Source organism: Janthinobacterium sp. GW822-FHT07A03 (genome assembly GCF_058798815.1).
The window spans coordinates 229,871-256,262 of the sequence record NZ_JBXAKW010000001.1 but is presented as its reverse complement, the minus strand read 5'-3'; the positions used below and the strand labels follow the sequence as shown (position 1 = coordinate 256,262).

Genomic DNA, 26,392 nt, shown 5'->3' with positions numbered 1-26,392 from the left:
CAGGATTACGGTTTAATTATGGAAGTATCTCGCGTACGGGCCTTGCGGGGCCCTAACCTCTGGAGCCACGACACCGCCGTGGAAGCCATTGTTTCCTGCACCACGCAGGAACTCGACATCGCCCAGCTGCCCGGCTTCGAAGCCCGCCTGCGCGCGCGCTTTCCGCAACTGAGCCCGCTGCAACCGCTGGGCAATTACAACGCCGCGCCGATGGCGCAGGTGCTGGAACTGGCGGCGCTGGGCCTGCAGGCGCAAGCCGGCTGCCCCGTCACCTTCAGCCGCACCACGCCGACCCTGGAAACGGGCATCTTCCAGGTCGTCGTCGAGTACTCGGAAGAAGCCGTCGGCCGCCTGGCCCTGGAACTGGCACAGCAGCTGTGCCGCGCCGCACTCGACGACGCACCGTTCGACCTGGCCGGTGCCCTGCACCAGTTGCAGGAACTCGATGAGGACGTGCGCCTGGGTCCTTCGACGGGCGCCATCGTCAACGCCGCCGTGGCCCGCAACATCCCGTTCCGCCGCCTGACCGAAGGCAGCCTGGTGACGTTCGGCTGGGGCAGCAAACAGCGCAAGATCCAGGCCGCCGAAATGGACGGCACCAGCGCCATCGCCGAAGCCATCGCGCAGGACAAGGAACTGACGAAAAAACTGCTCGACTCGGCCGGCGTGCCCGTGCCACAAGGCCGTGTCGCCATCGACGTGGACGACGCCTGGGCCGCCGCCTGCGAAATCGGCGTGCCCGTCGTCGTCAAACCGAAGGATGGCAACCAGGGCAAGGGCGTCACCGTCAACGTCACCACGCGCGAACAGCTGACGGCCGGCTTCATCGCGGCGCAGGAATTCCGCGACGACATCCTCGTCGAGCGCTATCTGCCGGGCCACGATTTCCGCTTGCTCGTCATCGGCAACAAGATGGTGGCAGCCGCCCGCCGCGACCCGCCGCAAGTGGTGGGCGACGGCCAGCACACGGTGCGCGAACTGGTCGATCAGGTCAACCTGGACCCGCGCCGCGGCAGCGGCCACGCCACCTCGCTGACGAAAATCCGCTTCGACGACATCGCCCTGGCCAGCCTGGCCAAGCAGGGCTACGTGGCCGAATCGGTGCCGCCCGTGGGCCAGCGCGTGATCTTGCGCAATAACGCCAACCTGTCGACGGGCGGCTCGGCCACCGACGTCACCGTCGACGTGCACCCGGAAGTGGCGGCGCGCGCCGTCGCCGCCGCGCACATGGTGGGCCTCGATATCTGCGGCGTGGACGTGGTGTCCGACAGCATCCTGAAACCGCTGGAAGAGCAGAACGCCGGCATCGTCGAAGTGAACGCCGCGCCGGGCCTGCGCATGCACCTGGCGCCCTCGTTCGGCAAGCCGCGTCCCGTGGGCGAAGCCATCATCGCCGCCATGTTCGCCGAGGGCGACGATGGCCGCATTCCCGTCGTTGCCGTCACCGGCACCAACGGCAAGACCACCACCGTGCGCCTGATCGCCCACCTGCTGACGGCTTCCGGCCTGCGCACCGGCATGACGAACACGGATGGCGTGTACATCGAAGGACGCCAGATCGACAGCGGCGACTGCAGCGGCCCGCGCAGCGCGCGCAACGTGCTGCTGCACCCGGACGTCGACGCGGCCGTGTTCGAGACGGCGCGCGGCGGCATGCTGCGCGAAGGCCTGGCCTTCGACCGCTGCCAGGTCGCCGTGGTCACCAACATCGGCGCGGGCGACCACCTGGGCCTGAACTACATCACCACCGTGGAAGACCTGGCGGTATTGAAACGCGTGATCGTGCAGAATGTGGCCGACAGCGGCGTGGCCGTGCTGAACGCCACCGACCCGGCCGTGGCCCGCATGGCCAAGAATTGCAGCGGCACGGTGACCTTCTTCGCCGCCGACAAGACGCACCCCGTGATGGCCACGCACCGCGCACAAGGCAACCGCGTGGTGTACGTGGAAGACGGCAAGCTGGTCGCGGCGCAGGGCAAGGAACGCCACGAAATCGCCCTGTCGCAGGTGCCGATCACGCGCAACGGCGCCATCGGCTTCCAGGTCGACAACGTCATGGCTTCGCTGGCCGCCGCCTGGGCCGTGGGCCTGGACTGGAAAACCATCGCGCTGGGCCTGAAAACCTTTGCCAATGAAGCCGACAACGCGCCGGGCCGCTTCAACGTGTTCGATTATCGTGGCGCCACCCTGATCGCCGACTACGGCCACAATCCGGACGCCATCCTGGCGCTGGTGCAGGCCGTGGAAAGCATGCCGGCCAAGCGCCGCTCGGTGGTCATCAGCGGCGCCGGCGACCGCCGCGACGAAGACATCCGCCAGCAGACGGAAATCCTCGGCGCCGCCTTCGACGACGTGCTGCTGTACCAGGATCAGTGCCAGCGCGGCCGCGCCGACGGCGAAGTGGTGGCATTGCTGCGCCAGGGCCTGGACGGCGCCAAGCGCACCAGCCATATCGATGAAATCAACGGCGAATTCGTCGCCATCGACAAGGCCCTGGCGCGCCTCGGTGAAGGCGATCTGTGCCTGATCCTGATCGACCAGGTGGAAGAAGCGCTGGCGCACATCGCCAAGCGCGTCGCCGAAGCGTAAGCGCGCCAACTGCGCACAAGGGCGGCCTGCGGGCCGCCTTTTTTTTCGCCCCTGCGCTGCCGGCGCACCGGCGCGCATGTCATCGGCAGCGAACAGCGATGCCTGGGTGCGCCGCCAGGGCGCATGAATGCAGCAGGGATACCGGAATTGATATTGACTTCGCAAAAGAAGTCATTTGTGGGGCAAAGTCATTCCCACCTACCATGTTTCTGAGCAAGTTCCAGCTCTGGCGGCGACTGCCGCAGCGTTCTCAACATAACTAAAATACAGGTGGAGACAAGATGAAGCAATCGATGGCAACGGGTACCCGCACGTCCCGGCACAACACACGGCTGACCTTGAAGGCCACGGTGGCCGCGCTGGCCGGCGCAGGCCTCCTGAGCAGCGCTTCCGTCCGGGCGCAGCAGGCGCCCGCCCCAGAAACACCAGCGGCAGAAGTGGCAGAAACAGCGCCGGCGGCGACGCCAGCCGACAGCGGCATCGCCGTGGTGGCCGTCACGGGCGTGCGCCGGGCAGCGCAAAGCGCGCAGACGATCAAGAAGAACAACGACCAGGTGGTCGATTCCATCGTCGCCGATGAAATCGGCAAATTCCCCGACAAGAACGTGGCCGAAATCCTCGGCCGCGTGACGGGCGTGCAGATCCGCCGCGAAGGCGGCGAAGCCGGTTCCGTCATCATCCGCGGCTTGCCCGGCGTGGTGACCCTGCTCAACGGCCGCGAGATGTTTACCTCGGTGGGCCGCAGCCTGTACCTGGCCGACATTCCGACGGCCATGCTGCAGCGCGTGGACGTATATAAGTCGCAGGGGGCCGACATGGTCGAAGGCGGCACGGCCGGCGTGGTCGACGTGCGCACCAACCGTCCCTTCGATTTCAAGGGCTTTACGGCATCGGGCAACGTGCGCGCCGAGCACCGCGACAAGTCCGGCTCGACGGCCCCGAACGTCAGCGGCATGCTCTCGAACCGCTGGAAGACCCAATACGGCGAATTCGGCGCCCTGCTCGGCCTGTCCTACCAGCGCAGCAAATACTATGACGAGACGATCTGGAACGCCGAACCCGTCAAGCGCCCCGAAGCGGGCAATATCACCGGTCCCGATTCCGTCGGCATGATCCCGACCGTGGGCGACCGCAAGCGCTACGCGGCAAATACCGCCTTCCAGTGGCGGCCGAACTCGCAGGTGGAAGTGTATGCGGAAGGCATGTCGACCCTGATCAAGCATGCGTTCGACAGCCAGTTCTTCGTCGGTTCGCTGCCCTGGGGCCAGAATCCGGACATCACCCTGATCCCCGGCACCAATCAGGCTGCCACGGTAGGCAAGATCGACGGCCCGTGGTCGCCGTTCACGCTGGGCTCGACCCAGGCGCGGCGCGACCGCTCGATCGGCTCGCAAGGCGCCATCGGCGCGCGCTGGGATATCACGCCGCAGCTGCGCGCCACCACGGAGCTGGCGCGCACGGTGAGCAACTTCGAGCGCGAATTCCCCATCCTCGACTTCCTCGCCCACCCGACCAGCGTGATCGGCAGCACGAACGTCAACGGCGGCGCGCAGATCAGCTACCCCGGCTACAACATGCTCGATCCGAAGAACTACACGCTGCTCGGTTTCTACGACAATCATAGCCACGACGAAGGCAGCTCCACCGACTGGCGCGGCGACGTCAGCTACGACATGGACAGCACGGGCTTCTTCCGCGAATTCTCGGGCGGCGTGCGCCTGGCCAAGCGCAAGGCCGAATCGATCCGCGAAAAAAATGGTCAGGGCGGGCTGACGTCGACCATGTATGCGGACGCGATTCCCGGCCTGGCGTGCGCCTCGCACGACAACACGGGCAACTTCGGCCTGCAAAGCTGGCTCACGCCATGCCGCGACTTCATGCTCAACAACACGGCCGTGCTGCGCCAGCTGTTTACGGGCAGCAGCGAACGCAGCCCGGACGATCCAATGACCCATTACAAGGATGTGGAAAAAACCAACGCCGTCTACGGCAAGGCGCGCATCGGCTTTGACCTGGCGCAAGTACCGGTCGATGGCACGCTGGGCGTGCGCGTGGTGCAGACCAAGCAGGACTTGCAGGGCAATTCCTCGCAAAACGGCATCGTCACGCCGGTGCGCGTGAAGACGTCGGATACGGACGTGCTGCCCAGCCTGACCCTGAAAGCCATGCTGCGCCAGGACCTGATCGCCCGCCTGACCGCCGGCAAGGCCGTGCAGCGCCCGAACTTCGCCGACTTCAACCCCGGCGTGAGCCTGGGCCAGAGCCTGGAAATGGTGCGCCCGACGGGCAGCGGCGGCAATCCCGACCTCAAGCCCGTGGAAGGCAAGAACCTCGACGTGGCGCTGGAATGGTATTTCGCCCAGACGGGTTCCGTCACGGCCACCGTGTTCCGCCACAACTTCAAGAATTACATCCTGTCCGGTTCGGCCAAGGAAACGTACGGCGGCATCGAGTACGACATCACGCGTCCGCGCAACACCTCGAAGGGCCACCTGCAAGGCATGGAAATGGCCTACCAGCAGTTCTACGACAAGCTGCCCGGCTGGATGAGCGGCTTGGGCTTGCAGGCCAACGCCACTTACATGACGGGCGAACTGGAAGAACTCAATGGCAGTGCGCACCCGTTCACAGGCATGTCGAAGTGGTCGGCCAATATCGTCGGCCTGTACGAACAGGGACCGTGGTCGGCGCGCCTGGCCTACAGCTGGCGCGACAAGTACGTCGACGACTACAACTACCGCGGCAAGGGCATCCACCTGACCGTGGCGCCGACGAAGACCCTGGACGCGTCGGTCTCGTACAAGCTCAACCCGCACACCACGGTGACGCTGGACGCGAACAACCTGCTCGACTCGACCTACCGCGACTACCACGACACGCCGGACTATGTGCGCGATGTGCGGCGCTATGACAAGGTCGTCGGCTTGTCCGTCCGCTGGAGCTACTAACTCATATCCCCCCTTTCTTCCTTGCGAGAGTTTTCAGCGCCAGCCGGCAACGGTTGGCGTTTTTTTGCCTTGTGGAATCTATCCGACATAGGAATTGATGTGGCGCAAAGTGGTGCTGCCGGGGCACTTTTATGCTGGCAGCTTGACTAGCGAACCCGGCGGGGACAACATGCGCAATGCACGGCCCATCGATACACAGTTATTCCAGCCCGACATCCCCGTACGGCTCGACATGCGCACGGCGGCGCTGGTCGAACATGCGCTGGCCTTGCAGGAAATGGCCGGCACGGGCGCCGCCGCCCTGTTTTTGCATTGCCACGACGTGCCGCTGCCCACCGCCTTGCGCGTGCTGACGACGGGACCGCGCCGCAAACCGGCCGGGCCGCACCTGTTTGCCCGCCTGCGTCCGCGCACGGCCGCCCTGGCGCAAGTGTTGCCGCTACCGGCGCGCTGACGAATCCTGTACCATCGCCGCAAGCTATTCATTTAAGGCAAGGCGATGCAGGCAGCGACACCCCACGACTCCTATGCGGCACTGATGGACCTGATCAAGGCGCGCCATGCGGAGCTGAGCCCGCAATTCCAGGCCGGTGCCCGCTACCTGGCCGACCATCCGGACGAAGTGGCTGTGTCATCGATGCGCAGCATCGCCGCGCGCGCGCAGGTGCAATCGGCCGCCCTGGTGCGCCTGGCGCAGCAACTGGGCTTTGCCGGCTGGCCGGAACTGAAAGCCATCTTCGTCGAACGCCTGCGCGCGGGACCCGCCGGCTATGCGGCAAAGGCGGGCGCGCTGGCCGGCAAGGACGGGAACCTCGTCACCGAAGTGTTCGCGGTGCAGCAGCGCAACCTGGCCGCCACGGAAAGCGCCAACCACGCCGCCCTGGACGCGGCCGCCAGCCTGCTGCAGGCGGCGCCCCGCGTGCACGTGGCCGGCTTTCGCGCCGCCCACCCGATCGCCTACACCCTGCATTATCTGTACCGGCTGCTGCGCCCCAGCGTGCAGCTGCTGAGCGGCCAGGGCGGCACCCTGGAAATGGACTTGCGCGCCCTGCAGGCCGGGGAGGCCGTCGTCGTCGTCAGCTTCGCGCCGTATTCGAGCGAAGCACTGCTGGTGGCGCAGGCGGCGCGCCAGGCCGGCTGCCAGGTGGTCGCCATCAGCGACAGCGCCATGTCGCCGCTGGCCCTGCAAGCCGACGCCAGCATCGTCATCGCCGTCGACAGCCCCTCGTTCTTCCCTTCCATCGTGGCCGGCGTCGCGGCCGTGGAAAGCCTGGTGGAACTGCTGGTGGCGCGCGCGGGACCAGACGCCGTGCACGCCATCGGCGCAGCCGAAAGCCAGCTGCGGGCGCTGGGCGCCTATGCAAAAACATCGAATGATGTAAATTAAAACAAAATACATCAATCGTTGCAATACGGCGCAACGCCTCCTATAATCGGCCATTCCCCCTTTGCCGATAAGAAAGCGATGCCATGAGCCATGTCTTCCACCGCAGCCTGACCGCCACCTATCCTGTCGCCACGGGCGGCGATGGGCCTTACCTGATCGACGCCGACGGCAAGCGCTACCTGGACGCCTGCGGCGGCGCGGCCGTCTCTTGCCTCGGCCATTCGGATGCGGCCGTGACCACCGCCGTGCAGCGGCAGATTGCCACGATGGCATACGCGCACAGCTCGTTTTTCACCAGCGAGCCGATGGAGCGGCTGGCCGATTTCCTCGTCGCGCGGGCGCCAGCCGGCATCGACAGCGTGTATTTCGTCTCCGGCGGCTCGGAAGCGGTGGAAAGCGCACTCAAGCTGGCGCGCCAGTATTTCGTCGAGCGGGGCCAGCCGCAGCGGCGCCACGTCATCGCCCGCCGCCAGAGCTATCACGGCAACACCCTGGGCGCGCTGGCCACGGGCGGCAACGCCTGGCGCCGCCAGCAGTTCGAGCCGCTTCTCATTGGCGTGACCCACGTGTCGCCCTGCTACGCCTGGCGCGACCAGCAGGCGCATGAAACGGATGCCGACTACGTGGCGCGCCTGAGCCAGGAACTGGAAGACAATATCGCCGCACTGGGCGCGGAGAACGTCATGGCCTTCATCGCCGAGCCCGTCGTCGGCGCCACGGCCGGCGCCCTGCCCGCCGTCGCCGGCTATTTTGCGCGCATGCGCGCCATCTGCCAGCGCCACGGCATCCTCCTGATCCTCGACGAAGTCATGTGCGGCATGGGGCGCACGGGCAGCCTGTTCGCCTGCGAGCAGGAAGGCATCACGGCCGACCTGATCTGCATCGCCAAGGGCCTGGGCGCCGGCTACCAGCCCATCGGCGCCGTGATGGTGTCGAAGGACATCCGCGAGACCATCCGCACCGGCACGGGCTTCTTCCAGCACGGCCACACGTATATCGGCCACGCCACGGCCTGCGCCGCCGCCCTGGCCGTGCAGCGGCAGATCGAGGAGCGCGATTTATTGGCCAATGTGCGCGCCATGGGCAGCTTGCTGCAGGAGCGGCTGCGCCAGCGCTTCGGCGAGCACCCGCACGTGGGCAACATCCGCGGCCGCGGCCTGTTCCTGGGCCTGGAACTGGTGCGGGAGCGCGCCAGCAAGCAGCCGTTCGACCCGGCCCGCCGCCTGCACGCGCGCATCAAGGCGCAAGCCATGCAGAATGGACTGATGTGTTACCCCATGGGCGGCACCATCGACGGTCTGCACGGCGACCACATCCTGCTGGCGCCGCCTTACATCATCGATGCCAGCCACGTCGAGGAAATCGTCGACAAGCTGGGCACGGCCATCGACGCCTGCACGCACTAACCGCGCCCGCTGTTGCCCACGGTGGACATCAGGCTGGCGCCGCAGCTGGTCTTGTGCCCCTCGAAGGCCACGGGCACGCCATCGATCAGCACCTGCGGATCGCCCTCGGCGATCACGCAGCGCACATGGCCCTTGATCGGACAGACGCAAGGGTCGCCCTTGCGCGCCACGGCCACGCCCAGCACCGTGCTGTTCGGCGCCGCCCCCACCACCTTGCCGCCGTGGCTGGTGGGGTCGTTCAAGCGGATCACGCCACGCATGCTCTTCTCCTTGAATAGGTAAAACGCTTCATTGCGAAAACCCCTGGTAATACTCGGGCGCATCGTGGCGCAAGCCCCACCAAGGCAAATACGCATGATTGCCGCCGCGCGCGCGGAACCAGGGCTTACCGGGCTGGATCGGCCGCACGACGGCAGGCGGCGCCACCACCAGCGCCACGGGGGCAAGCAGGTCGCTGGTGCCGGCCACCAGCACGGGCTTGCCGAAATGGTGCGCGTAGGCGATGCCCAGCGCCACGTTCGTCAGCGCCGTGCCCGCACCCGTCTCGCCCAGCACGGCCGTCAGATTGAAGCTTTGCTTCAGCAGATCGAATTCCGGCAATTGCACGGTGAGCGTCTGCGCCAGCGCGCCGAGCCGCGCGGACGAATCCGGGTGCGTATTGCCGGCGTCGTGGATGACGTAACCGATCCCGGTCTCCGCTTGATGGGCCTTGCCTGCGGCATCCTCGATGGCCGCCGTCCACGCCTGCACCAGGCGCGGCGGCTCGCCCTTTTTGACTTCAAAATCAGCCACAGCCTTGCTGCTTGGATAGCCGAGCCACGCCAGTGGCGCCCGCTCCGTCTTGTAGTCGGGGCCGGCCAGCACCAGCAGCACGAGATTCTCATTGGTCTGCCGGTCCAGCGGCCGGCTGGGCGCATCCCAGTTCATGGCCCAGACGGTTTCCTTGGGATGGGTTTGCAGATAATCGAGTGCGGCGGAAAGTGAAGTAAAACCTGCGTTGGGGCCGCCCATGGTGAGGCGGACGTCGGGTGGGGTGGAGCGGGTCCAGAGGGTGGGGAAGTTTGGGTTGCCGATATCAAAGATATCACCAATGTACTCGCGCACAAAATTCGTCGCATCCGCAAGATCAAGTTTTCCTTCAGGAATCGCATACTCAACGTGGATGCCGGCCAACTCACGCCAGCGCGACCTGTCCTTGGCTGAGTGGACATTGTAGAAATACTCAGGATCTGAAAAATACGGGCTACGGAATAAATTCATAACTTCACGAATGTACTTCCGATGATAACCACGAAACGTTTCCTGACCTTCATTTCCAGCGACGACAGGTGAAACAGCCTGCAAACTAGAATACTTGATAGGGTTTTCCTTGACCATATCGTCGGCAGGATTTGGTTGCACCAGTCCCATAGTCCACAGCAATTGCCATTGCGTGGGATAATCCCGACGCTGCAAAGGATTCAGCCATTGCAGCCCAACCACCTGCGCCATAAACAGACCGCTGCGCGGCACCGTTGCCTCCGGTAATGGCGGCGTCGCGCACGCGCCAAGCAAAAGCGACATGAGAACCGCGATCAGCGCCCTCATTGCGAAAACCCCTGGTAATACTCGGGCGCATCGTGGCGCAAACCCCACCAGGGCAAATACGCATGGTTGCCGCTGCACGCGCGGAACCACGGCTTGCCGGGCTGGATCGGTCGCACGACGGCGGGCGGCGCCACCACCAGCGCCACGGGGGCGGACAGGTCGCTGGTGCCGGCCACCAGCACGGGCTTGCCGAAATGGTGCGCGTAAGCGATGCCCAGCGCCACGTTCGTCAGGGCAGTACCCGCGCCCGTCTCGCCCAGCACGGCCGTCAGATTGAAACTTTGCTTCAGCAGATCGAATTCCGGCAATTGCACGGTAAGCGTCTGCGCCAGCGCACCGAGCCGCGCGGACGAATCTTGGTGCGTATTGCCGGCATCGTGGATGAGATAGCCGATGTCAGTATCCGGTCTGTTCGCCTTCGCTGCCGCCTCCTCGATGGCCGCCGTCCACGCCTGCACCAGTCGCGGCGGTTCGCCCTTTTTGACTTCAAAATCGGCAACCTTCTTGGCACTCGGATAGCCGAGCCACGCCAGTGGCGCCCGCTCCGTCTTGTAGTCGGGACCGGCCAGCACCAGCAGCACGAGGTTCTCGTTGATCTGCCGGTCCAGGGGACGGCTGGGCGCATCCCAATTCATGGCCCAGACGGTTTCCTTGGGGTGGGTTTGCAGATAGTCGAGCGCGGCGGAAAGTGAAGTGAAACCGGCGTTGGGGCCGCCCATGGTGACGCGGACGTCGGGCGGGGTGGAGCGGGTCCAGAGGGTGGGTGAGTGGATGTTGCCAATGCTAAAAGTCCTTGCAACTCTTTTGCGCACAAATGCTATCGTTTCGACCGGATCGAGCTTACCTTCTGGCAGGGCATATTCGATATGAATACCAGCCAACTCTCGCCAGCGTGATTTGTCCTCGGCTGAATGAACGTTATAAAAATATTCCGAGTCGGAGTAATACACATCATGGTACAAGTTCATTAACTCATTAATGTATTTTTCATGGTATCCATCGAAAGTTTCAGAGCCTTCATTACCTATAGCAATGGAGGCAATACTCTGCAACTTAGAATATTTTTCAGGTTTTTCTTTTACCATATCATCGTTCGGATTAGGCCGTGCCAGGCCAAGGGTCCAAAGTAGCTGCCATTCAGTGGGATAGTCTCTACGATGCAAAGGATTTAACCATTGCAACCCGACTACCTGAGCCAGAAATGGTCTCTGCACTAAAGATCCATCAATAGGAACGACAGGAGTCACTATGTTTGCCGATGTACGTAAACGGGCGCAAGCTGACAAAACTAAAACAATCAAAAACGCACCGAGTATAGATAACAATATAGATCTAGCCATGACATGATCTCCAACAAGATAAATATTTACTTAATATTTAGGAATTTATATGAAATGTGATTTCTCTTTATAAAAATGCTCGCTCACCGGAATTAGGACGAGAATCAAGAGCAGGGTTCTCTCTCACGTCAACTATGGATACAGGAAGATTTCCTTCTCCACCAGTCTGCTGAGACCATTGAGTAATGGTCAAACCATGCAATTTCCCATCATTAAAATATTCTTCGAACAATTTAGCGGATTCAGTATTATTTAGTGCCCTCAACAACCGCCAATCCGCCGCCACCCTCAACCTGCGCAACTGGTCCGGCTTGATGCGGCAGACGCCCACCGCCACGTCATACGCAAGCGCCCGCTCTGCGTGCATGGGGTTGGTCAGGATGGTGGAATGGTCAGTGGCATAGGCGCCGGCCTGACTGGCCATCATTTCCTCTACCCGCGTGCTGCGCCATTGCAGGTACTCGGCTTCGGGCGTGGCGTTGGGCATTTCCTGTAGCACTTTTTTACCCTCGGGGCTTTTCCCTTCCCGTACGGCTTGCGCGCGTATCACCGCGCGCTGCTCGAATCGCAGGCGCGCCTCGTCATCGGCCGTGCCCCTGGCGCTGTCCATGCGTTTGGCTTCGTTTTTCCCAGCCTGCCCCTGCAGGCCGCCGGGCGGAATCTCATGATTAGCAAGGTAATCGTCGCCGGGCGCGCGCTGCTTGCCAGCCTGGCGCGATTCGCCGGGGGGCTCGTAGCCTTCGTCGAATTCCTCGCTGGTCTGGCCAAAGCGCAAGGACTGCGGCTTGAAGGGCGGCAGCAGGTCGGGGGCGTTCAGTTCGATTTTCCAGTCTTTGTGGGGCGAGGCATTGCAAGGCCTTTGAGCCAGGCCCGTTGCCACGATAAACAAGGGCGCAAACCCGACCGTCAGGATGGTGGAAAAGGAGCCCTGGCTGGCCTCCACGCCCTGTTTAATGGAGTACGACGCGTATTTCTGTGCCGGAAACCAGAAATCGTTGCCGCCCGGCGCAGGCTTGCGCCAGTGATCGCTCCAGTAGTGATAACTGCCCTGCTTGCCCACCTCAAACCCCTGGGCAAACACGCGCTGCACGCAGACGCCTGCGGCCTCGGTGGCAGCGAGCTCGCCGCCATCCTTGCTGTCCTTGGCCAGCGAACCCGACAGGCCGCGCCAGCCGATACCCTCGATGGCGACGGACGACACCACCACGTCGTGCGGATTGCAATAGATGGTCACCCTGCCATACGATGATTTCTTGCCGCCCCGGGCGGCGCCGGCGATCCCGTATTGTTCACGATCTTGGGCGGCGGAAAAGCCGTGTTCCAGGTTAGCCATGCAGCGGTCGATTTCCTCGTCCGTCTGCGCCTCGCCCAGGCTGGCGCGCTGGCCGATGATGGCAAAGAAGTTTTTCAAGGTGGCGATGCGCGCCTGCACCGTCACCCTGCCCGTGCTGCCGTCCGCCGCGCGCAGATTGCCGGCCACCCAGTTCTCGGCGCTATTGCGTTTCGCCAGGCTGTACGGCGAATTGCAAATGACATAGTTGTCGGCCACGCAGGGAACGCCATCCACCTTGGGCAGACGGGTGCCCAGAAAGGCCGCCGCCATCGCCACCATCGTGCCCTGGCTGTGGCACACGATGGTGACGGGCACGTCGGCCTGCTGCTGGCGGATGGCTTCGACCAACCTGGCCAGGCGGTAGGCGGCCAGCACGAAATACGCTCGCGGCGGGCAGCTGTACACTTGCCGTTCCGGGAAAGGATTCATGTGCTGGATCTTGTTCCACAAGAATAAACCCTCGCTCAGCCCGTCCTTCCACAGGTCGGCCAGCGCGCTGCAGCCATTGGCAAACGGCCCGCCACCCCAGTAATTGTCTTCGTTCAGGTAGATGCCCTTGCCGTATTGCTGCAGTTCCTCGCCGGAAGCCTTGTAGCCCCAGCGAAAGCGGATCACGGGAGAAAACGTGCCGGCATCGCGGATCAAGGTATCGGCCGACATCTCGGGATGGAGAAAGCCTTCGGCCGTGATTTCGGCGCCATAGCTGACCGGCTTCAGTTCGCCGCCCTCCACGCCACGGTGCTACAGGTGATGGCAGGAACGCTTGAGGCGCTCGTTGAGGCCCTTGCACAGGCCTTCTTCGGCCGCCGCATACCACTCGCCATCGGAATTGACGCCGTGCACGAAGATCACGATGCCGGGCAGCGGCAGTTGCTGCAGCGTGTCGCGGTCGCTGCTCTGGAAATTGGCGCTGCAGGAAAACTGACCGAGGATGTCGATATCGGGGTCGTCGCACAGCGGCGGATGGGGATCGAACAGCATGGTGTGCTCTCCAGTGACGGGGGTTCAGGAACGGCGGCGGAAGAAGAATCCCTTCAGCCGCTGCAGGTGATCGGTCGCCACCTTCGGCCCGCGCCCGTCAGCTCCGCTGACGCCAGTCACGGGACTGCCGCCTTCGCGCTCGATGTGCACTTCCACACCTTCGACGGGCAAACCGTCGGTGGGACGCAGCAAGCGCGGCACGCGGCCCAGCTCGCCTTCGCCGAAGGTGGGCAGTTCCGCCTTCATGCTGCCCGGGCCGTTCCAGTGGTGGCCATCGGTCTTCACCGTCAGCGCGCCGGGACCGCCCAGTTCCACCGCACCGCCGGACAGTTTCAGGTAGGCGCCGCCCGCCGTCATGAAGGTGATTTCGTCCTGCGCCATGCCGACCAGGCGCGTGCCTGCCGTCAGGCGGATGTCCTTGGCGGCATCCGCCTGCAGCAGGTCGTGCTGGCTTTGCAACAAAAACTTGCCGAAGTGGGCCACCTGCACGATACCGTCCTTGTGCGCGAACAGGGAAATACCCTTGCCCCCGTTGACGTTGCAGCGCTGGGCCGCGCTCAGTTGCAGATGCTGCTGGGCCACCAGGTCGATATTCGCGCCCGCGTTGCCGCTGATGGTTTGGGGGGTACTCAGCGCCACACCCTCGGGCGCCGTGATGCTGACGGCGGGCTGGTCGGCGGCAATCGCGGCTCCCAGCGCCTTGCTGCCGGCCGCGTCCAGTGCCAGCGCCTGGTGCTGGGCGGCAAACTCGCCCAGGGAGGTCAACAATTCCAGGCACTCTTTCATCACGGCGGCATGCTCGCTGCCGTCGAGCTGCTTGCCGCTGGCGCCCAGCTGTTTCCAGGCCGAAATCAACAGCGAACGGGCCGTGCGCACGCTGCCGCTGGCGTCGCTGCGCAATTCAAAGCCGTCGCCGCGCTGCAGACCTGCCCCGTCGCTGCGCGGCTCGGTCAGGTAGCCGAGGTTCAATTGCGTGGCCGCCTGGTCGCTGGCCAGCTGCGCGCTGATCTGCGACGGCGTGTCGTCAAAGCACAGCTGGTTGCCGCGCCCGCCCCGCACTTCGCGGCTGCGCATGCCGGACAGGTAACGGTTGCCCGGCAAGGCGCCGCGCGCGCTCAAGCCCGGCGGCACGCCCACGGCGTTGTACAGCTGGCCCACGATGATGGGCCGGTCCGGGTCGCCGCCGAGAAAATCGATCAGCACTTCCGCGCCGATGCGCGGCAAGCTCAAGGTGCCGCATTGGCTACCGCTGCCCGGGCCATTGCCGGTCCAGCTCGATGCTACGCGCACCCAGGCCGAATCGCGCTCCGTACCGGAGGCGCCGGAGCCGCTGGCATGCGCGTGGTCCAGGGCGCGCGTGGCGCCAAAACGCACCTTGACGCGCCCCAGCGCATCGCAATGCACTTCTTCGCCGGCGGGCCCGACGACCAGCGCGCTTTGCAGGCGGACGACGGGGAAATCGCTGCGCGGGTCAAAAGCGGGCACGATGGCGATGCCGCGCCGCACACAGGTAAAACGGTTGCGGTAGCGCAAGGCCGCCTGGCCATCGGCGCCTGCCCCTTGTGCCAGAGCAGCATCGCACTGCCAGCCGCTCTGCGCAAACAGGCGCCCGACCCTGGCATCCAGGCCTGTCGGCAAGTTATTGCTGGCAGCCACGCTCAAGGCCGTGATGACGAAACTGCGCTCGGCCACCGGGTGGCTGTCGATATCGGCATGCCCTTCCAGGCTGAACCATTGGCCCGCGCAAAAGTCGCGCACGCAGCCTTCTCCCTGGAAACACTTGCTGTCCAAATCGTGACGCGCCATCGCCAGCTGGCCCAGTTGCCGCAATTCGTCATTGCTGCCGGCGGCCAGCGGCGGCTCCACGATATAGTCGTCGAGACTGGCCGCCAGGCGATTGCCATTCCCGCCCTGATCTGCGCCGCCGTGAGACTGCGTGGCCATGAACTGCGGACTGTGCGGGTGGCCATCGTCCCAGCTGTAACGTTCGGATTTTCCTGCTTGCAAGCGGCGCACGGCGCTCCAGGCCGTCACGGCGTCCCTTTCCTCGGTGGCGTCATCGCGGTGATAGCGCACCGTGCCCGCCGCATTTTCCGCCAGGCGGCTGGCGTCGTCGAACAGCAGCAGGGCATGCACGGGCGTGGTGGCGGCGTTCGGACCGGACGGCGCGCCCGCCTGGAAGCACCAGGCAATGCCGCGGCGCCTGAGCAGGCGGCGGATAAAGGCGGCATCGGATTCATTGTGCTGCATCGTGAATTCGCGCACGGGCAAGCTGCGCGCCGCCAGCGCCGCATCGATGGACAGATCCAGGCTGGCGGCGAGCACGCTATTGCCCTGCCGCCATTCCTCAACCAGCAGCTGCACGATCTGCAATTCGTGCTTGTCGCGAAACACGCGCGTATTGACGCGCTTTTCCATCAAGGCCAGGCCGTCGCGCAGCACCAGCTGATAGGTGGCCAGCCCGCCATCGCTCTGCCCCGCGCACGCTTCGGCGACGATGCCGCAGACCCTGCGCAATTGCCCCTGGTCCGTCACGATCTGCAACTCGGCCGGCACGGCGATGAACTGTTTCAGCGGCAAGCGCGCTTCGGTGGCGACGCACAGGATGCGGTATTCCAGACCGCCACAGATGGCCTCGCTGCCGCTGATGCGCTGCGGCAGCAAGACATCCTCATTGCTGCCATCCGGGTAGGCGAGGCGCAGCCGCAAGGCGCGGTTATTCGCAGTCAAGGCCTTGTCCACGGCCATCCATTGCGCGAAGTCTTCCATGGTTTTCTTCCTTCCAGCAGTCATCGGGGTACAACATGCATGGCGATCTCAGGCGGAACCATCGAATCGTATGTCGTAATGCATGTCGTCACGCTCACGGGCCGGCAGCTTGCCGGCCAGAAAGGCATCCTGCGCCAGGCAGGCGCCCGTGCCCAGCACGCAGGTGCGCACGTCTTCCCGCCGCAGTACCAAGCGTATCTCGAAACCCACGCCGGGCAAGCCGAACAGCGCCAGCATCTGGCGCAGGGCCAGCGCGCCTGGCCGGCCGGGCAAGAAATCCTCGTAGACACGGCGCGCCAGCGGCCCCAGCACCAGGCGCACGCGCAAGTCGGCGCGCCGGCAGCGTTCGCCCAGCATGGCGCCGTGCCCCAGCCGCGCGTGCGCGGTGGCCAGCAGGGTGCGCTCCTGCGGCGCGCGCCGGAACCAGGCGCCCACAAAACGCTGCATGCGCACGGGCACGCCGAAATACTCGGCCAGCACCGCCTGCATCACGTCGGCCGCCACGGGCCGATGCCGCAGCAAGGCCGCGTAATGGGCCAGCACATGCGCAGGCAAGCCATCCTCCTGCCGCGCCACCTCGACAGGCCAGGCACCGGCCAGGGCCAGTTGCAGGGGCAGGAAATCGCCGCCGTCGGCATCCGTCTGGCATTCGATGCGGTAGCGGGCCCAGGCCTGGTAAAACAGGACCAGCGCGCGCTGCGACAGCGTATCGAGCCAGTCACGGGGACCGCCATCGCCCGTTTGCCGTTCGTGGCGGGCGAGCGTTTCCGTGTAGTGCAGCGGCAAGCTGCCATGCACGCCCAGGAAACCCAGCATTGCCGCTCGCACATGCACCTGCATATCGCCGTCCGCCTGCGGCTCCAGCCACAGCTGTTCGATTTCTCCCGGCGCAAACGACAGCGATGCGCTGCCATGCAGGCGCAGGCAATCGTGAAACACCTGCTCCTGCGAGATGCCCTGCTGCATCAGCCAGGCAGACAGCAGCCGCACCGCCTGAAAGAAGCCGGTGCCGGACGGGTCGGCCAGCAGGCGCGCGATTACACCAGCGCCTGGTTTCCATTGCGGGGCAGGCAGCACAGCAACTCCTTTCCAGTCTTCTGTGACAAGACGATCAGGCGGGTAAACGAGCCCAGGTGCACGTACAGCCCGAGAAAACGTTCAATCACCTGGGCAAACGCATGCAAGCCGCTGCCGACAAAGGCCTCCTCATCGACGGACAGCACGACGTCGATGCCGAAGACGAGGCTGCCGCCCGCCTCATCCTGCAGCCAGGTACTGGCGGCGCGCTGGCGCAGTCCCGTCATGCCCGCGATCTGGCGCGCGGCGCTGGCCGAACCGGGCAAGTTGTACAACTCGAGTATTTGCTTAAAGAGCGGCAAACCCTGCTCGCTCAGCGATTGATGATTCAGGGACAGTTGCGCGATCAGCCGCCAGTGCGACGCCACTCCTGCAGGGAAGCGGCACGGCGCGCTGGGCTTGCGCAGCAGGCGCACCGGCAAGGCGCTGGCCACGCCGTCATGGCGCAAATCGCCCGCGGCATTGCCGAACACCAGGCGGCTCGGCAAATCGCGGTTGCTGCAAGTGAGCATGATGGACACCGTTTGCGTGGCGTCGTGCAGCGGCTGCATGGCGCCGTCGACAAAGGCGATGCGCATGTCATGGCCGGGATTGCTCAGCGCCATATCTTCGTCGCGCCGCGTCACCCAGTAGCGCCCCTGGCGGCCGCCCGCCTCGCCGTGGCGCATCGAATAGAACGGGTAAAACGTATCCAGCGTGGCGCCCTGCGCCGTTTCACCGAGCACCTGCACACTGTCGACGCTGTGGATATCGTAGCAATGCGCCTGCCTGGCCGATGGCAGCAGCACATGCTCGGCGCTCGTGTGCGTCAGGCGGATGGGATTGGCCGCCTGGCGGAACAGGTTGACGACGGGCGTGCATCCCGTCAGCAGATGCCTTGCCGACAGGGGCCGCAGGATGCGCGCGATATCCGCGTCGGCCTGCACCTCGGCCAGCAGCAGATGCACGGTGCAACGCCGGCATGCCGGAGGCAACAGCGGGCGCAGCGCGGCCATGTCCAGGTCGAGGAAATTGAATTTATCCGGGAAGGCAAACCATTCGCCCAGCAGGCGGTAGGCGGGATGCGAGGCGGCCCGGGCCGGTATCAAGGCGTCTTCGGCGGCAAAACCGACCGGATGCAAGGGCACCGCGTCCAGCGCATGCCAGGCGCCATCGACCTCCACACAGGCGCGGCGCGTGCGCAGGAACAGGCTGTCGCGCAAAGTGGCGCAAAACGCAGGCTCGCCGTCGAGGAACAGGCGCAGCATCGACAGCGGCAGCCCGTCCAGCGTGGCTGTGGCGCCCGTCGCTTCGAGCGTGATGCTGATCGCCGCCCCCAAGTCCGGCGTCAGGCGCAGTGCGGGGGGCGCCGCCACGATGGACTGGAAGCGCACGTCGGACAGGCGCAGCGGCGCCACGGCGACATCGTAGACGGTGGTGAACTTGCAGGTGACGCCCTGATGCTCGGCAGCATGCATGAGCGTGCCGCGCGGGATCATGGCCAGCTCGGTCACCGTCGCAAGGTCGTTATCGATGCGCGCAATGGCGCAGGCAGGAAACGGGCGCAAATAATGGGGAAAGTTCACTTCCAACAAGGTTTCGCTGAAGGTGCCGAAACCATCGGCCAGCCGTTTGGCCGTACGTGCGTTGAACATGGCAAACGCCTGCAGCATGCGCGCCAGGTGCGGGTCGCCCATGTCGCCGCCCTGAATGCCCAGCGCCCCCGCGATGGCCGGATAGCGCCGGGCAAACGCCTGGTTATGCGCATGCAAGGTGCCCAGTTCGCGCTCGTAAAATTGCAACAACTCATCCATGCCCGCTCCCAACGCCTGACCCGCACATGTAGGTACAGCCCCATCTGCATTATTGGGGAAGCGGGAAAAGGAAAATTGAGTTTGAACAAGATTGCAAGCATGAATCGGCAAGCAATGCCTGGCCCACGGCGCCATGGTGACTTTTGTTCACTCCTTGTCAATATTAATTGACTTATTCGAAACAATCGTTTTAAATCAGGAAGTTACTCAAAATCAATCATTTTGCGCACACAGCCATCGCACTCACCCTTTCCGATGCCTGCTGCGCACCTTGATGCACTCTGAAGCCAAGGTATATGGAACTGCTCGACTCCCTGCGTCAGACCCCGCCGCAAGACGACACGATCAGCGGGCACTACGAAGTGCGCCGCTTGCTGGGCGAAGGCGGTTTCGGCCATGTATTCGAAGCCTGGGATGCCAAGCTGTGCCGCAGCGTGGCGCTGAAACGGCTGAAACCGCAAGCCGACGTGCTGCATCCCGAAAAACTCATCAATGAAGCGCGCCTGGCCGCCTCGCTCAAGCATGCGGCCTTCGTGCGCATCTTCGCCATCGAGGGCCAAGGCACGGGCCAGTCCATCGTCATGGAACTGGTCGAAGGCCAGACCCTGGGCCAGTTCATGCACAGCGGCAAGGCTGACCTGCAGTCGGCGCTCGACATCGCCTACCAGATCGCCGACGCGATGGACGAGGCGCACGCCATGGACCTCGTGCACGGCGACCTGAAACCGTCGAACCTGATGCTGGAGGCAAACGGCAAGGTGCGCATCCTCGACTTCGGCCTGGCCCGCCACATCGACCCGCAAGCGACGCAAACGACCACCCTGTGCGACTTGCAGGGCACGATCGCCTACATGGCGCCCGAGCGCCTGATGGGCCGCCTGCCCGACACGCGCGGCGACGTGTATGCCTTGGGCGCCATGCTGTACGAAATGCTGGCCGGCCAGCGCCACTTCGCCCACCTGAACGGCCTGGCCCTGGCCGCCGCCCACATGCAGGCGACGGCACCGTGGCCCGACCTGCCCGACTCCGTCCCGCCCGCCATCAACGCCCTCGTGCGCACGATGACGGCGCACGACCCGGCCGAACGGCCGCGCACCATGCGCGCGGTGCGCAAGGGGATAGACAACAACCGCACGGCGAACGTAGCGCCAGAGGCAGCCGGACCGGTCAAGCCCGCAAAGCCAGCCGCATCGATTGCCATCAGGCTGGAGGTGCCGGCCAAGCGCGCCGCGCTGGCCGCTGGCGCCGTCGCGATGCTAGTGCTCGGTTTCTGGCAAGGACCTGGGCTGGTTGCCTCATTGCGCAGCCACCATGGCGCCCCGGCATATTCCGAGATGGCCAGCATGAAGGCAGGCATGGACGCCTTGCGCGTGTTCGACCGCGATACCAGCCAGAAACTGGCCATCGAGCAATTCACGCTCGTTCTCCAGCATAATCCGAACAACGCTGCCGCTGCGGCAGGCCTGTCGCTAGCGTCCACGCTGCGCTATATCGGCAATGGCCGCGACGATACCTGGCTGCAGCGGGCAGACGTCAGCGCCAGGCAAGCCCTGGCGCTGGATGACCAGCTGGCACTGGCCCATGTGGCACAGGCCTGGGTCTACGAATTTCAGGGCAAGACGGAAGATGCGCTGCGCGAGGCGACCATCTCGCTCAATCTTGAGCCGAATAATTTGCTGGGTCTGTACGGCAAGACTCGCCTGTACCTTAACAGCCACAATTTCGATCTCGCAGAGCAAATGTCGGACCACGCCATCGCCGCGTATCCGCAGGAACGCCTGTTCAACTCCCAGCGCGGCCATCTGCTCTACAAGAGGGGGGATTACGCGCAGGCGGAACAGGCGTTCCGCAAAAGCATCCGCATGGATCCACAGACGCCGGGTACCTACGCTTACCTGAACGCAGCCCTGTTACGGCAAAACCGCGGCGATGAAGCGCTCCAGGTGCTGCAACAAGGCTTGCAGGTGCAACCGCACTGGGAACTGTATACCAACCTGGGCACCTCGCTGTTTGCGAAGGGCGACTATCTGGGCGCCGTGCAAGCGTTCGAGAATGCCGTTTCCGAAAAAAAGGGCAACCCGGGCTTCTACCTGCTGTGGGCGAACCTGGCCGACGCCCAACGCTGGATACCGGCGCAGGTACAGGCATCGAAACAATCCTATCAACATGCCATTGCCCTGCTGCGCCCCATGATCGAACGCATGCCCAACGAAATCACGCTCAATTCACGCATGGCACTTTACCAGGCCTACGCGGGAGAGAAGGAACAGGCGCTGGCCAGAGTCGGGCAGGCACTCGCCTTGGCGCCCAAGGTGGCGGAAGTGCAGTTTCGGGCCGCGCTCACGCATGAACTGATCGGCAAACGCACTGAGGCGCTCACTGCATTGATCCAGGCCAGCAAGCTCGGCTACCCCTTCAATTTGATCGAATCTGCGCCCGATCTTTTATCCCTGCGGCGCGATGCGCGCTACCAGCAATTTCTTATCAACTTAGAAAGAGATAGTAAAAAATGACCCCTGTAAGCCCCTGGATGAAGTTATCCGTGCACTTTGATGCGGATCAAATCACCAACCAACTCGACTACAACTTCACTTCCTGCGACGGGACGGCCGATCCGCGACACGGCCCCTACATGGGCGGCGTGCATTTCCAGAAAGGCCAGCATGTCTATCTCGACGTCACCTGCTGCGGCTCCAGGGAAAGCGGCTATAGCGGCTTCCAGATTATCGACTGCTGCATCATCAGCGTACCGCAACTGACGCAAATTGGACCGAAAGTGGCCACCGTCTACTCGCCGCCATCGCCATTCCTGCAAGCCATCGGCGCCTGCTATAGCTTGCCGCTGGACTTCGAGTCCCAGGTCCTGCTGGGCGATCCTGCCATGCCGGATCTGCACCGCGTCCGCCAGGAATGGAAACATAACCTAGACGTAGGCCAGACGAGTGGCCGCTGGGAACTGTCCTTCGTCATCACCGTACGCATCATGCGCGGCGATGGCGTGCAACCGGAATTGCGCGTCTTCTCGTTTGACCCGGAAAGCTCGGTTGGCGGCGATACAGGCGGTTAATTTCTCATCAGTAAACAACCTGGGGCGGCAAGATGGCCCCTGTACGTGCCATATTGACCATATGGCACTGCATCAAAAGCAGATACCGCCCTGCCGCCTGCCCATTCCATGGCGCGGCGGCTGCCTGCCAGGTAGCCCAGCATCGCGGCGCCAAGCCCCCGGCCACTGAAATCGCTCCAGGCCAGCGTTCCCGGACCAGCTTTTTGCCATCCGCACGCAATACGCCGCCCCGCCGGCCGAAAGCGGTAAAATGACGGCCTTGAACCCAAGCTCCGCCCCCTGGCGCGGCCTGACACGCACACAGCACCACCCACAGCCCGGCAGGCATGCCTTCCCTGCCGCCGGACCAACGACAAAGAACACATGACCACCGCCCCAAAAGAAATCAACGCCGCCGCGGCAAAGAAGAATTCGGCTGAAAAGCTTACGCCCATGATGCAACAATATCTAGGCATCAAGGAAAACCACCCGACGATGCTGGTCTTCTACCGCATGGGCGATTTCTATGAGCTGTTTTTCGAGGATGCGGAAAAAGCCTCGCGCCTGCTGGGCATCACCCTGACGGCGCGCGGCGTGGCCAGCGGCAACCCAATCAAGATGTGCGGCGTGCCGTTTCATTCGCTCGACGGCTACCTGGCCAAGCTGGTCAAGCTGGGCGAATCGGTGGCCATCTGCGAGCAGATCGGCGACCCGGCCACCAGCAAGGGTCCGGTCGAGCGCAAGGTCATGCGCGTGGTCACGCCCGGCACCCTGACGGATGCGGACTTGCTGCCGGAAAAGGCCGAGCGCCCGCTGCTGGCCATGTGCAGCATCACGCAGCGCAAGACGGTCACGACGGGCCTGGCCTGGCTGTCGCTGGCCAGCGGCGCACTGAAACTGATGGAATTTTCCGGCGACAGCACCACCGTGGCCGCGCGCCTGCAGCAGGAGCTCGAGCGCATCGTGCCGGCGGAAATTCTCAGCGGCGACAATGGCAACCTGTTCGACGACTACGCGGGCACGCACATCAACCGCGTGCCGGACTGGCATTTCGACGTGGTCGGCGGCCACAAGGCCCTGCTCGACCAGTTGGGCGTGGCAACCTTGACGGGTTTCGGCGCCGATGGCCTTGGCGCCGCGTTCGGCGCGGCTGGCGCGCTGCTGCGCTATGCGCAATCGACGCAAGGACGCGGTCTGCAGCACGTGCGCTCGCTGACGACGGAAACGGAAAGCGAATTCATCGGCCTGGACGCGGCCACGCGGCGCAACCTGGAATTGACGGAAACCATCCGCGGCCAGGAATCGCCGACGCTATTTTCCCTGCTGGATCATTGCCGCACGGCCATGGGTTCGCGCATGCTGCGCCACTGGCTGCACCATGCGCGGCGCGACCAGAACGTGGCCCGCGCGCGCCATGAAGCCATCGCCGCGCTGGCGCAAAGCGAAGCGGCCGGTCCGCTCGCCGCCACGCTGGCGCAAGTGCCCGATATCGAACGCATCACCACGCGCATCGCCCTGCTGTCGGCGCGTCCGCGCGACCTGGCCGCCCTGCGCGACGGCCTGCGGCAACTACCGGCCCTGCGCGGCGATGTGGTCCGTTGCTATGGACCTGGCCAGGGCGGCGAAAGCGGCTTGCTGGCCGCCATCCACGCGGCCCTGGCGACACCGACGGCCTGCCTGGACTTGCTGGTGCGCGCCGTGGCGCAGGAACCGGCCGCCATGGTGCGCGACGGCGGCGTGTTTGCCACCGGCTTCGACGCCGAACTGGACGAACTGCGCGCCCTGTCGGAAAACGCGGGCCAGTTCCTGCTCGACCTGGAAACGCGCGAACGCGCTCGCACGGGCATCGCCAACCTGCGCGTCGAATACAACAAGGTGCACGGCTTCTATATTGAAGTCACGCACGGCCAGACGGACAAGGTGCCGGACGACTACCGCCGCCGCCAGACCCTGAAAAACGCCGAGCGCTACATCACGCCCGAACTCAAGGTGTTCGAAGACAAGGCCCTGTCCGCGCAAGACAAGGCCCTGGTGCGCGAAAAACTGCTGTACGACCTGCTGCTGGCCGAGCTGGCGCCGCACATCGGCACCTTGCAGACGATTTCGCAAGGCCTGGCCCAGCTCGACACCCTGAATGCGCTGACGGAACACGCGCAGCAGCACAACTGGGCCGCGCCGCAACTGGTCGACGAGCCGTGCATCAACATCGTCGAAGGCCGCCACCCCGTGGTGGAAAAGCAGATCGAACGCTTCATCGCCAACGATTGCCGCCTCGTCAACGAACGCCGCCTGCTGCTGATTACTGGCCCGAACATGGGCGGTAAATCGACCTTCATGCGCCAGGTAGCATTGATCACCCTGCTGGCCTACGTGGGCAGCTACGTGCCGGCCGCATCCGCCACCATCGGCCCCATCGACCGCATCTTCACGCGTATCGGCGCCACCGACGACCTGGCGGGCGGACGCTCGACCTTCATGGTCGAAATGACGGAATCGGCCGCCATCCTGAACGGCGCCACCGAGCACTCGCTGGTGCTGATGGATGAAGTGGGCCGCGGCACCTCGACCTTCGACGGTCTGGCCCTGGCCTGGGCCATCGCGCGCCATCTGATCGACACCAGCCGTAGTTTCACCCTGTTTGCCACGCACTACTTTGAGCTGACGCAACTGCCGGACAGTCATCCGAGCGCCGCCAACGTGCATTTGTCCGCCGTCGAACACAAGGACAGCATCGTCTTCCTGCACGCCGTGCAAGCCGGTCCCGCCTCGCAAAGCTATGGCTTGCAGGTGGCGCAGCTGGCCGGCGTGCCGCAACCCGTGATCAAGGCCGCGCGCAAGCACCTGGCGCGCCTGGAAGCGCAGGCACTGGACGCCACGCCGCAACGCGACCTGTTCGCGCTGCCTTCCGCCGATCCGTATGCGCAGGAGGAAGAAGAGGCGGCGGCAGCGCCGCTGGCCGCATTGAACGCGGCGCAGCAAGCCTTGCTCGACGCCATCGCCGACCTCGATCCCGATGCGCTCACGCCGCGCGATGCGCTGGAGCAGCTGTATCAGTTGAAACGGCTGGCCGCCGAATGACCTGCTGGCGCAGCTCGATATGCCTGCTGGCCGCCGGCTTGCTGGCTGCCAGCCTGCCATGGCAAGCGGCGCTGGCCGGCCCGGGCGACCAGGCCGGCTTCGAGTTTGCCGTGCTGGGCCATTCCTTCAACGCGGGGCCGGACGATGCCCCCCTGAAAAAAGCCATCGCCGACACCAGCGCCTTCAATGCCTCCTTCGTGGTGGCCACCGGCATCAAGGCGGCCAGCGAATCGTGCAGCGACAAGCTGTACAGCCAGCGCAAGGACTTGCTCGACGCCAGCGGGCCGCCGCTGATCGTCTCGCTGTCGGCCAGCGACTGGGCCAACTGCCGCAATTCGCGCGGCCGCATCAACGCCATCGAGCGCCTGAACCGCCTGCGCGACGTGTATTTCGCCGACGACCAGAGCCTGGGCCAGCGCAAGCTGACCCTGTCGCGCCTGTCATCGACGGCGAAATTCCGCAGCTATGCGGAAAACGCCCACTGGGAATACGGCGGCGTGCTGTTTGCCACCATCAACCTGCCCGCGAATAACAACCATTTCCTGCCAGAAGCAGGCCGCAACAGCGAATTCGAAGACCGGCTGGTGGCCAACCGTTCCTGGCTGCAGCGCCTGTTCGCCATGGCGCAGCGCAAGCAGCTGGACGGCATCGTGCTGTTCTCGGACGGCGACGTGGGCGTGCTGGACGAAGACGACAATTCGCTGCTGCCCAGCTTCAGCTCGAAACAGGATGGCTTTGCCGGACCGCGCAAGCAGATCCGTACCCTGGCGAAAAAGTTCAGCGGCAAGGTCTTATTGGTCGATACGCGGCGCGATGGCGACGCGGACGGCAAGGAAGGCAAGAACAAGAAGGCCGCGGCCAGGGCTGGCGGGCCGAAAATCAGCTGGAAAGGCAACCTGGGCCACGTCAGCATCGACAACGACTGGTCCGCCATCGCCGTACGGCCCGGCAAGACGCCATTCTTTGAGGTACGTCAACGTGCCACTCGGCCATCGGCGCAAGCGAGGGCCAAGGCGTCGACTGTGCGCCGATAAAAAATAAGGCCGACGAAGTCGGCC

The 26,392-nt window shown here is 64.3% G+C and carries 16 protein-coding genes and 1 pseudogene; 9 read left to right on the top strand and 8 right to left on the bottom strand.

What is annotated here, in order from left to right; all coding sequences use genetic code 11:
- The first annotated feature begins 18 nt into the window (after positions 1 to 18).
- From cphA to AC1RJW_RS01140, 5 genes are all read left to right on the top strand, one after another.
- Positions 19 to 2,589, top strand: a complete 2,571-nt coding sequence (gene cphA, locus AC1RJW_RS01160) for a cyanophycin synthetase (RefSeq protein ID WP_493042778.1) — start codon at positions 19 to 21, stop codon at positions 2,587 to 2,589.
- Positions 2,590 to 2,870: 281 nt separating this feature from the next.
- Positions 2,871 to 5,537 carry a TonB-dependent receptor gene (locus AC1RJW_RS01155; RefSeq protein ID WP_493042775.1) on the top strand — a complete coding sequence of 889 codons (2,667 nt, stop codon included), beginning with the start codon at positions 2,871 to 2,873 and terminating at the stop codon, positions 5,535 to 5,537.
- A gap of 169 nt (positions 5,538 to 5,706) precedes the next feature.
- The gene (locus AC1RJW_RS01150; RefSeq protein ID WP_493042773.1) at positions 5,707 to 5,991 is read left to right on the top strand and encodes a hypothetical protein; all 285 of its coding nucleotides are present in this window, start codon (positions 5,707 to 5,709) and stop codon (positions 5,989 to 5,991) included.
- 45 nt (positions 5,992 to 6,036) lie between these two features.
- Positions 6,037 to 6,924, top strand: a complete 888-nt coding sequence (locus AC1RJW_RS01145) for a MurR/RpiR family transcriptional regulator (RefSeq protein WP_493042772.1) — start codon at positions 6,037 to 6,039, stop codon at positions 6,922 to 6,924.
- An 83-nt stretch (positions 6,925 to 7,007) separates the two neighbouring features.
- A complete protein-coding gene (locus AC1RJW_RS01140) occupies positions 7,008 to 8,330 on the top strand; it encodes an aspartate aminotransferase family protein (RefSeq protein ID WP_493042770.1) in 1,323 nt (440 codons plus the stop codon).
- Here the strand turns inward: AC1RJW_RS01140 and AC1RJW_RS01135 are convergent.
- From AC1RJW_RS01135 to tssF, 8 genes and pseudogenes are all read right to left on the bottom strand, one after another.
- On the bottom strand, positions 8,327 to 8,590 hold the full coding sequence (locus tag AC1RJW_RS01135; RefSeq protein WP_322428405.1) for a PAAR domain-containing protein: 264 nt from the start codon (positions 8,588 to 8,590) through the stop codon (positions 8,327 to 8,329). The genes AC1RJW_RS01140 and AC1RJW_RS01135 overlap by 4 nt on opposite strands.
- A gap of 28 nt (positions 8,591 to 8,618) precedes the next feature.
- Positions 8,619 to 9,917: a hypothetical protein gene (locus AC1RJW_RS01130; protein WP_493042767.1), complete on the bottom strand. Its 1,299-nt coding sequence runs from the start codon at positions 9,915 to 9,917 to the stop codon at positions 8,619 to 8,621.
- Positions 9,914 to 10,636 (bottom strand): hypothetical protein, encoded by a 723-nt coding sequence (locus tag AC1RJW_RS01125; protein WP_493042765.1) that lies wholly within the window; start codon positions 10,634 to 10,636, stop codon positions 9,914 to 9,916. The genes AC1RJW_RS01130 and AC1RJW_RS01125 overlap by 4 nt, the downstream gene beginning before the upstream one ends.
- 688 nt (positions 10,637 to 11,324) lie before the next feature.
- Positions 11,325 to 11,681: an effector protein Tle3 domain-containing protein gene (locus tag AC1RJW_RS01120; protein WP_493044192.1), complete on the bottom strand. Its 357-nt coding sequence runs from the start codon at positions 11,679 to 11,681 to the stop codon at positions 11,325 to 11,327.
- A gap of 747 nt (positions 11,682 to 12,428) precedes the next feature.
- Positions 12,429 to 13,571: pseudogene (locus tag AC1RJW_RS01115) on the bottom strand (T6SS effector phospholipase Tle3 domain-containing protein); the annotation flags it as partial.
- 24 nt (positions 13,572 to 13,595) lie between these two features.
- Complete coding sequence (locus AC1RJW_RS01110; protein ID WP_493042763.1) at positions 13,596 to 16,340, bottom strand: type VI secretion system Vgr family protein; 2,745 nt, start codon at positions 16,338 to 16,340, stop codon at positions 13,596 to 13,598.
- Between the two features lie 48 nt (positions 16,341 to 16,388).
- Complete coding sequence (tssG, locus tag AC1RJW_RS01105) at positions 16,389 to 17,417, bottom strand: type VI secretion system baseplate subunit TssG (RefSeq protein WP_493042761.1); 1,029 nt, start codon at positions 17,415 to 17,417, stop codon at positions 16,389 to 16,391.
- Entirely contained in the window at positions 17,378 to 19,210 is a 1,833-nt protein-coding gene (gene tssF, locus AC1RJW_RS01100; RefSeq protein WP_493042759.1) for a type VI secretion system baseplate subunit TssF, read from the bottom strand. The genes tssG and tssF overlap by 40 nt, the downstream gene beginning before the upstream one ends.
- Positions 19,211 to 19,506: 296 nt before the next feature.
- On the opposite strand from tssF, the gene AC1RJW_RS01095 reads away from it, so the two are divergent.
- The 4 genes from AC1RJW_RS01095 (at position 19,507) to AC1RJW_RS01080 (ending at position 26,368) form a co-directional block, all read left to right on the top strand.
- Complete coding sequence (locus tag AC1RJW_RS01095; protein ID WP_493042757.1) at positions 19,507 to 21,723, top strand: protein kinase domain-containing protein; 2,217 nt, start codon at positions 19,507 to 19,509, stop codon at positions 21,721 to 21,723.
- Positions 21,720 to 22,277, top strand: coding sequence for a hypothetical protein (locus AC1RJW_RS01090; RefSeq protein WP_493042754.1), 558 nt, complete (start codon positions 21,720 to 21,722; stop codon positions 22,275 to 22,277). The genes AC1RJW_RS01095 and AC1RJW_RS01090 overlap by 4 nt, the downstream gene beginning before the upstream one ends.
- Positions 22,278 to 22,640: 363 nt before the next feature.
- Complete coding sequence (mutS, locus tag AC1RJW_RS01085; protein WP_493042753.1) at positions 22,641 to 25,334, top strand: DNA mismatch repair protein MutS; 2,694 nt, start codon at positions 22,641 to 22,643, stop codon at positions 25,332 to 25,334.
- Positions 25,331 to 26,368, top strand: coding sequence for a hypothetical protein (locus AC1RJW_RS01080; RefSeq protein WP_493042752.1), 1,038 nt, complete (start codon positions 25,331 to 25,333; stop codon positions 26,366 to 26,368). Before mutS ends, AC1RJW_RS01080 begins: the two co-directional genes overlap by 4 nt.
- Positions 26,369 to 26,392 lie beyond the last annotated feature (24 nt).

Excerpts from the sequence above, each read along its gene's own strand:
- tssF (WP_493042759.1), bottom strand. The coding sequence starts at position 19,210 with ATGGATGAGTTGTTGCAATTTTACGAGCGCGAACTGGGCACCTTGCAT.
- AC1RJW_RS01145 (WP_493042772.1), top strand. The coding sequence starts at position 6,037 with ATGCAGGCAGCGACACCCCACGACTCCTATGCGGCACTGATGGACCTG.
- AC1RJW_RS01135 (WP_322428405.1), bottom strand. The coding sequence starts at position 8,590 with ATGCGTGGCGTGATCCGCTTGAACGACCCCACCAGCCACGGCGGCAAG.
- AC1RJW_RS01150 (WP_493042773.1), top strand. The coding sequence starts at position 5,707 with ATGCGCAATGCACGGCCCATCGATACACAGTTATTCCAGCCCGACATC.
- AC1RJW_RS01125 (WP_493042765.1), bottom strand. The coding sequence starts at position 10,636 with ATGGGCGGCCCCAACGCCGGTTTCACTTCACTTTCCGCCGCGCTCGAC.
- cphA (WP_493042778.1), top strand. The coding sequence starts at position 19 with ATGGAAGTATCTCGCGTACGGGCCTTGCGGGGCCCTAACCTCTGGAGC.
- AC1RJW_RS01140 (WP_493042770.1), top strand. The coding sequence starts at position 7,008 with ATGAGCCATGTCTTCCACCGCAGCCTGACCGCCACCTATCCTGTCGCC.
- mutS (WP_493042753.1), top strand. The coding sequence starts at position 22,641 with ATGACCACCGCCCCAAAAGAAATCAACGCCGCCGCGGCAAAGAAGAAT.
- AC1RJW_RS01090 (WP_493042754.1), top strand. The coding sequence starts at position 21,720 with ATGACCCCTGTAAGCCCCTGGATGAAGTTATCCGTGCACTTTGATGCG.
- AC1RJW_RS01130 (WP_493042767.1), bottom strand. The coding sequence starts at position 9,917 with ATGAGGGCGCTGATCGCGGTTCTCATGTCGCTTTTGCTTGGCGCGTGC.
- AC1RJW_RS01110 (WP_493042763.1), bottom strand. The coding sequence starts at position 16,340 with ATGGAAGACTTCGCGCAATGGATGGCCGTGGACAAGGCCTTGACTGCG.
- AC1RJW_RS01095 (WP_493042757.1), top strand. The coding sequence starts at position 19,507 with ATGGAACTGCTCGACTCCCTGCGTCAGACCCCGCCGCAAGACGACACG.
- AC1RJW_RS01080 (WP_493042752.1), top strand. The coding sequence starts at position 25,331 with ATGACCTGCTGGCGCAGCTCGATATGCCTGCTGGCCGCCGGCTTGCTG.
- AC1RJW_RS01155 (WP_493042775.1), top strand. The coding sequence starts at position 2,871 with ATGAAGCAATCGATGGCAACGGGTACCCGCACGTCCCGGCACAACACA.
- AC1RJW_RS01120 (WP_493044192.1), bottom strand. The coding sequence starts at position 11,681 with ATGGCCAGTCAGGCCGGCGCCTATGCCACTGACCATTCCACCATCCTG.